This window comes from Paraburkholderia sp., assembly GCF_024281035.1.
Lineage (GTDB): Bacteria > Pseudomonadota > Gammaproteobacteria > Burkholderiales > Burkholderiaceae > Paraburkholderia.
Window position 1 is genome coordinate 1 of record NZ_JAMXLH010000036.1, and the last position, 6,565, is coordinate 6,565.

At 57.9% G+C, this 6,565-nt stretch carries 6 protein-coding genes; 1 reads left to right on the forward strand and 5 read right to left on the reverse strand.

The genetic code is table 11. From position 1 onward, the window contains the following. Positions 1 to 96: 96 nt before the first annotated feature. From Q0L30_RS12870 to Q0L30_RS12885, 4 genes are all read right to left on the reverse strand, one after another. The gene (locus Q0L30_RS12870) at positions 97 to 531 is read right to left on the reverse strand and encodes a hypothetical protein (RefSeq protein ID WP_296655606.1); all 435 of its coding nucleotides are present in this window, start codon (positions 529 to 531) and stop codon (positions 97 to 99) included. Between the two features lie 347 nt (positions 532 to 878). Further along, entirely contained in the window at positions 879 to 1,862 is a 984-nt protein-coding gene (locus Q0L30_RS12875) for a LysR family transcriptional regulator (RefSeq protein WP_296655609.1), read from the reverse strand. Between the two features lie 250 nt (positions 1,863 to 2,112). Next, on the reverse strand, positions 2,113 to 2,382 hold the full coding sequence (locus Q0L30_RS12880; protein WP_296655613.1) for a hypothetical protein: 270 nt from the start codon (positions 2,380 to 2,382) through the stop codon (positions 2,113 to 2,115). Positions 2,383 to 3,127: 745 nt separating this feature from the next. Further along, positions 3,128 to 4,327 carry a porin gene (locus Q0L30_RS12885; RefSeq protein ID WP_296655614.1) on the reverse strand — a complete coding sequence of 400 codons (1,200 nt, stop codon included), beginning with the start codon at positions 4,325 to 4,327 and terminating at the stop codon, positions 3,128 to 3,130. A gap of 326 nt (positions 4,328 to 4,653) precedes the next feature. Here Q0L30_RS12885 and Q0L30_RS12890 point away from each other — a divergent pair, with 326 nt between their 5' ends. Continuing rightward, the gene (locus tag Q0L30_RS12890) at positions 4,654 to 4,920 is read left to right on the forward strand and encodes a hypothetical protein (RefSeq protein WP_296655617.1); all 267 of its coding nucleotides are present in this window, start codon (positions 4,654 to 4,656) and stop codon (positions 4,918 to 4,920) included. Positions 4,921 to 5,124: 204 nt separating this feature from the next. Here Q0L30_RS12890 and Q0L30_RS12895 read toward each other — a convergent pair whose 3' ends face one another. Beyond that, positions 5,125 to 6,270: a porin gene (locus Q0L30_RS12895; protein WP_296655620.1), complete on the reverse strand. Its 1,146-nt coding sequence runs from the start codon at positions 6,268 to 6,270 to the stop codon at positions 5,125 to 5,127. Between the last annotated feature and the right edge of the window lie 295 nt (positions 6,271 to 6,565).

Here is a 6,565-nt window from a genome sequence, read left to right on the forward strand (position 1 = left end):
GATCGAAGCCTGCAAGCAGCTGAAGTATCTGTTGGGCAGCGCCCGGGCCGCATCCGCGGGCCCGGGCGCCGACGCTTGATGCCAGGGCGCACTGATTTACCGCGCCCGATATAAGTCCGCAGTTCGTGGCGTCGCCTGGCTCCGCGGCGACACGCCGCGCGCGGCAACAGGCGCGAGACAAAGCACCACAACAAGAAATCGCACTTGCGCCAGATAGAACGAAGCGGACCATTGATCGTGCGCGGCAACGTACCAGCTATTGTGCAGAACGTCGCTCACGATTATGAACACCGTAAGCCACACACCCGCTCGTGGTTTGAGAAATAAAAGCACGGCAGCCAACGGATCGAGGACCGCCAAGGTATCCCAGTAGACCTTACTGAGTGGCGAAATTGCCGTTCCGTAGCCGTAATCCCAAAGCAACCCGTGTTGCGCGATCGTTCTGAGATGATTGAACGTTGCGCCGAGTAAGCACAACGCAAAAAGTGCCCGGATTGCAAGCGATGCACGTCGCATGATGAAGATCCACAAGAACGAATCTCGCAGCAGCTTATCAGACGTGCCGTCGCGCAGAGCGCGTCACGCTATGGTGCGTGTCTCTCGCAGCACTTCTCGTTCGATGAGTCGTTGGTTCGCCTGAACGCGCACGCCGCCGTACGCGCTTCTCTGTGAACGAGATGGCATTGCGCGTAGGGCCGCGTGGCGGCGACAAGAAAAAATACTAGTGAAGAAATCAGCCCGTTGGCCGGAGCGAGTGCATCGCTTGCGGGGTGCATCTCCCATACACGCTATTGCACTGCTCGTCGGCGCAGGTCCGCCTTCTTTCCCGCGGCCGATGATAGCCACTGACAATCAATACGCGATTGCCGGATTGCGCCTCAGGCCGGAAGCATTTTCAGCTCGTGTGCGGGCGCGTGCGTGTGCGTTCCCTTGAGGTGAAATGCGTGTTGTGGTGGAGAGCTGATTGAAAGTTGATCAAAATGTGAAACTACCTGATCAACAAATGCACGTACCTTGCCTGGCAGAAATTCACGTCCCTGGTAGGCAACCTTGATCGTGACGTCGTTGTTCTCGATGCGGAAACTGTCCAGCACCCGGACTAGCGTTCCCATCTTCACGTCATTCGCGATCATGAATTCCGGCAATAGTGCTATACCTGCGCCAGCCAGTGCGATCTGCCGCTGCAGCTGCGCACTGTTGACGGCGAAACAGGCATCGAGGTGCACGCTGTGGTTCCGGCCTTTCCCGTCTAGCCAGCGAAAGGTTTTCCCGTGAGCCACGTGCGTGATAACGCGATGCTCGCCGAGGTCTGCCGGCCGCCGCGGCGACGAGACATTCATCATGTAAGCAGGCGATGCAACGGCGACAAGTGGCGCGTGTACGAGCGTGCGCGAGACCAGAGAAAGCGAACTAATCATTCTTTCGGCCACAATGCCGACGTCAAATCCTCCGCCGAGCAGATCGACGTCGGATTCGGTTAGCGTGATGTGCAGCGACACATCGGTATGACGCTCGCGGAAATCGGCGAACAGCATGGCAAGCTCGGGCGACATCAAGCTCGCAAGCACGACGACATGCAGGTCGCCCGAAATTTGCGTCGATTCTTCCTTCGCCAGCGATTCGATTTTTTCAAGCTCGGATAGCAGCGAACGGCATCCTTCCGCATAGCGCGAGCCCACATCGGTCAGCGCAATCTTGCGGGTCGATCGCTGCAGAAGCCGCACACCGAGGTGTGACTCCAGTTCGCTGATATGCCGTGTTACGCGTGCAGGGGAGAGATGCAATTGCTCGGCTGCGCGGCCAAACCCTTGCACATCGACGATCTTCAGAAAGGTTCGCATTGCTGCGATAAGATGATTCACAATGGTGCTCAAATATGTTTGATATGCGGGTACTCGTTTCGAGTACACATATCACGATAACCCGCTCACATAGTTGACCAGACTTGCAAGTTATCCTGAAGACAGGAAGAAAACGCTTGCCGATAAATACGGCGTCAGGCTATCTTCCTGCTCTCGACAGGAGCGAAGCGAATCAACTGGGGACGGCGCTGCGGTTTCGCACTTCGTAATCAGTCCTGGTGAATCTGGACTGACGCTGTTCGAAAATGCGTCAACTGCCGAAATAGATGTTGCAAAAACTTACAGGTCCAACGCACTCTGCCGCTTTGCGGTTTGCCGGTGCCGTTGTGGAAGGTGCCGTAACAATCACCGCATGATCGGCAGGGGTGACCGGCGTTGCGGCGATCTGCTGGGATTGCGTGTTGCCGGATGCGACGGCCGGTTCTTGATCGGCGGTACTTTGCTGCGCGAGGGCGTTTACACCGAAGCCAAGCAACGTAACAAGCAGGAAGATGCCTTTAGTGGGCTGCAATTTCAACATTTCACACTCCAAATGCGGCCAGGCTCGAAATCACGAGCGACTAGCTCAGGATGAAAATTCTGGATCTGTATTTATTGTTTTTCATCAATAGTGAAATGATCCGGCAAATCAGGAATCGCGTCAAAGCGGAAATTTCGATCTTGTCTATAAGGACAAGCGATTACGCGCCAACCCCAACTAGCCCGCGGATTCCCGGGTGCCCGACCGGGCTGCCGATGCCGCACTAAAGACGCAACTATAGTTGGCCCCATTTTTCGGGGACTACGCAGCTGGATTGCGCAGCTGGACTGGGCGAAGGAAAGGCCGGTCTGAGAGCCGTGGCTATCGCAACGGAAGAACGTGTCCTGACTGAGGGCGCTGCATACGATGATCGGCCGTGCGCATGCGTTGCCGGTCTCGCGGCAGGCGCGACGCGTGGGTATCGGAAGATCGAGGGCGTATTACCGGGCGCAGCCGGTGAGCGAGGCAGAGCAGGATAGACCGGTCGGTCAACACTGCGTGTGTCGTGCGGCGATCCTGTGTACAGGCAATCGCACCAGATGGGCACGCAACGGCCAGGGCAACCGGCTTACGGTCCCGGCGCGAGGGAAATCGTGAGCCGAAGCTGGCTCAGCGTGGCTCATCGAATCGATTTGATGGAGAAAGTGCGAACGTTGCGCCCGCCGCTCGTTGCGGCACCTGGATTGCACGCAACGTCGCACTTTTAGATCAGAAGTACCGCGATCCGCTGAACGCGGCGCATCGCTTAGAAGCGATGTTTGAGGCCGACAGCAACGACCACCTGCTGATTGTTCCTGGACGGGTTCATCGTATAGATACCGGCATTAAACGCGGAAATGCCGTTGCCGCCGCCCACGCGCTGGTAGACGCTTTCCAGGTACACGTCGGTACGCTTCGAGAAATTGTAATCGGCTTGCGCCATCACCTGATTCCAGTGCGGATGTGCGTTGCCGGTCGGCGAACTGAACGACGCCATCGTGTACGTGTAGGACGCACCGAGACTGAAGTCCGGACGCACGAAGTAGCGGCCATTGATTTCGAAGTTGTCGAACTTGATGTAGTTACCCGCACCGTTCGACGCTCCGGGCAGTACGCCATTGGCGGTGTTGCCGCCGAGCCAGAGACTCGTCGCACTTTCCGTCGAAGTATGCGTCCACAGCACGCCGACCGAAGAACTCCCGAACATGTACTGCGCGCCCAGGCCGAACATGCGCTGCAGGCCACCCGTCGTCAACGCATCGCCATCGTTGGTGCTGACCGCGCCGGTCGCGTTCGGCGAGTTCGCGTCGCGATTGATCTGCAGGTATGCCGCCGCGAGGTTGACCGGACCGACCGAGTAGCTAATGCCCGCGCTGTAGGCATTATTGTTGGAGACCTGGCCCGGCTGGTTCGAAAACGCGTACATCGCGCCGACCTTTACTCCGTCGAACGACGCGCTGCTGAACTTCACCGAATTGTTCAGGCGCATATCGTTGTTCAGGTTGTCGTTGTCGTACGGGTGCTCGGCGACGTTGCCGCCAAAACCGGAACCCGTGGCGCTCAACGGCGCAAGGTACGTGACCATGAAGTCGTACTGGCGGCCCAGCGTCAGCGTGCCGTACTTATTCGACGCGAGACCGACCCATGCCTGCCGGCCAAAGAGATCGCCGCCGTTCTTGGCCGAGCCCTTGGTCGCGTCGAAGCCGTTTTCCAGCCAGAATACCGCGCTCAGGCCACCACCCAGATCTTCATTGCCGCGCAGGCCCCAGCGTGACGTATAGACGGTCCCCGAAAATTCCTGCCACTGTGTGCCGCCACCTGCGGATGGCTTTGCGGGATTGACGGTGGCGTTGCTGCTATAGGCAATGCTCGTATCAATCAACCCGAACAGCGTGACGCTACTTTGCGCGTGTGCTGCACTGGCGCACAGCATCGATGCAGCGATGGCAAAACACCCGTATTTCATTCAATTTCTCCGTCGTTAATTCTGGTTTGTGCCACGAAACAGTTATAGTGAGTTCGGGAACGGACGGAGTATAGAAGGACGCAGAATGCGGTACACCTCGCTGATAGAAACAATACTCACTAATTAGCAGCGTGTTTTTTTCATAAAAGATTCATCGTCCGATAAGCGCCCTTCACACGGTGCTCAGCGGAGCGGATCCACTCGGTCGGGATCGGTAAAGCGTTGTGCGAACACGCGCAATTTTTGATGACGTTGTGCTGATGCAACGGCCACATCAGCGGGTGTGGAAGGGAGCGCTTCGGGCCATTGGCCCGGATATCGCCGGCATGGGACGTTTTCTCTCCCGGACCGCGAACGACGCTCGCTGCGTGTTCCGTATGATCGCAGGTTTTCCACCGGAAAAAGAAGCGATGTTTCCGGAGTCCGACGCCTGCAGGTTTGCCGTGATGGTGCCGATGCCGGGAATGGACATCAGGCGCACCGCGCGCGCCTGCTCGCACAGTTTCGTGCGCAATTACGTGCGCAATTACGTGCGCAGTTACGCGCCCGGATTCCGCTCGCCGTCGCCAGTCTGCCTGTCGAGACAAGGGTAATTGGCGTTGAGCCGATGAACGAGCTGAATCGGCAGAGGCGGCGGATGATGCAGCGCAAGCACGGGGGAAGCCCGCGCCGCGTGCGGAAAATCCCGGGGGCCCCGGCCGCCTGTGAGCGGCGTCGAGAGCCCCCGGCCGTAGCCTTGCGACTACGAGGTCAGTTGGCGTTGCCTTGCATCGACAAGAAACGCGTTCGTCGACGGATCAGAAACGGTGGCGAATTGCGGCGCGCAGAACCACTTGATTGCGGGTCGATGAGACGCCGTCCGCACCCGGAATGTATGCGACGTCCAGCACCGAGCCGGTCGTGTCGCCGCCAACATGCTGGTACAGCCCCTGGAAGTACAGATCCGTGCGGTTCGAGAGGTTGTAATCGGCCATCAAGCCGGCCGTCTGATAGTTCGGATGCAGCTTCCCGGACGCCGACGAAAGCGTTGTCCGCGTGTAGACATACATAGCCCCCACATAGAACGCCGGTGTGAACTGATACTTGCCGTTCACCTCGAAGTTCTGGAATCGCAGATTCGAAATTGCGCCGCCAGTCGGCGTAATCGCACCGACATACGTCGAACCCGTTGCGTTGGCCACGTCCGTGTTCGAGAAGGAGAAGCCAACCGTGGTATTTGCCAGGGTGTAGGTTACGCCGGCTCCGAAAATACGCAGACGCGTGCCGACAAAATTCTCGTCGCCGGCATTCGTGATCGCGCCCGTGGCGTTCGATGACGGGTTATCCGCCTGAAGGTACGACGCGGCAAGAAGAAGACCGCCGTTTGTGTACGATGTGCCGAAGCTGTACTGCCGGTTATTGGCGAAGTTCGTCGTATTGGAGAAGGCGTAGGTTCCCCCGAACTGTACGCCGGCGAATACGGGACTGGTGTATTTCACGGAGTTGTTCACCCGGAAACTGTCGTCCGTATTGTCGTTGTCATAGGGGTGCGAGAACAGATATCCACCCCAGGTGCCGTTGGCTGTCGTCATCGCCAGGAAGTCGACCACGGAATCATATTGGCGCCCCAACGTGATCGCACCCCAGGTGTCGCTGGACAATCCAACAAACGCCTCGCGGCCGAACATCAGTCCGCCTTCATTCAAATGGCCGGTGTTGACGTCGAAGCCGTTTTGCAGCTCGAAAATGCCTTTCAGGCCGCCGCCGAGATCCTCCGTTCCTTTCAGTCCCCACCGGCTGCCTTGAACGTAGCCGCTTTGAAGCTCGTATACCCGGTTTCCTCCAACGTTGTTGGTGAAATCAAAGCCCTCATCGATAAGGCCATAGAGGGTTACCGAGCTTTGAGCATGCGCCGTAGATGCGAGCACCGCGAGGACGGACGCCGCGAGCAGTTTCCTTGCCATTTGTTTGTCTCCACCAAATACTTTGAAAATTCAGGTTCTCTGGAACTACCACTACACCCCTTATGGGGGCGTTCAGCTTTGCTACTGCTAAATCTATCGAGTCGAAAATCGCGGCCGTGATTATTGTTGAGTTATCCTTCGCGTCCCCGGCGCGTCCTTGCATGCGAAACGAACTGCGGACTTATATCGGGCGCGGTAAATCAGTGCGCCCTGGCATCAAGCGTCGGCGCCCGGGCCCGCGGATGCGGCCCGGGCGCTGCCCAACAGATACTTCAGCTGCTTGCAGGCTTCGATC

What these genes read in the sequence shown, in the direction of transcription:
- Q0L30_RS12880 (WP_296655613.1), bottom strand. Translation starts at nt 2,382, where the DNA reads ATGTTGAAATTGCAGCCCACTAAAGGCATCTTCCTGCTTGTTACGTTG.
- Q0L30_RS12895 (WP_296655620.1), bottom strand. Translation starts at nt 6,270, where the DNA reads ATGGCAAGGAAACTGCTCGCGGCGTCCGTCCTCGCGGTGCTCGCATCT.
- Q0L30_RS12885 (WP_296655614.1), bottom strand. Translation starts at nt 4,327, where the DNA reads ATGAAATACGGGTGTTTTGCCATCGCTGCATCGATGCTGTGCGCCAGT.
- Q0L30_RS12890 (WP_296655617.1), top strand. Translation starts at nt 4,654, where the DNA reads ATGGGACGTTTTCTCTCCCGGACCGCGAACGACGCTCGCTGCGTGTTC.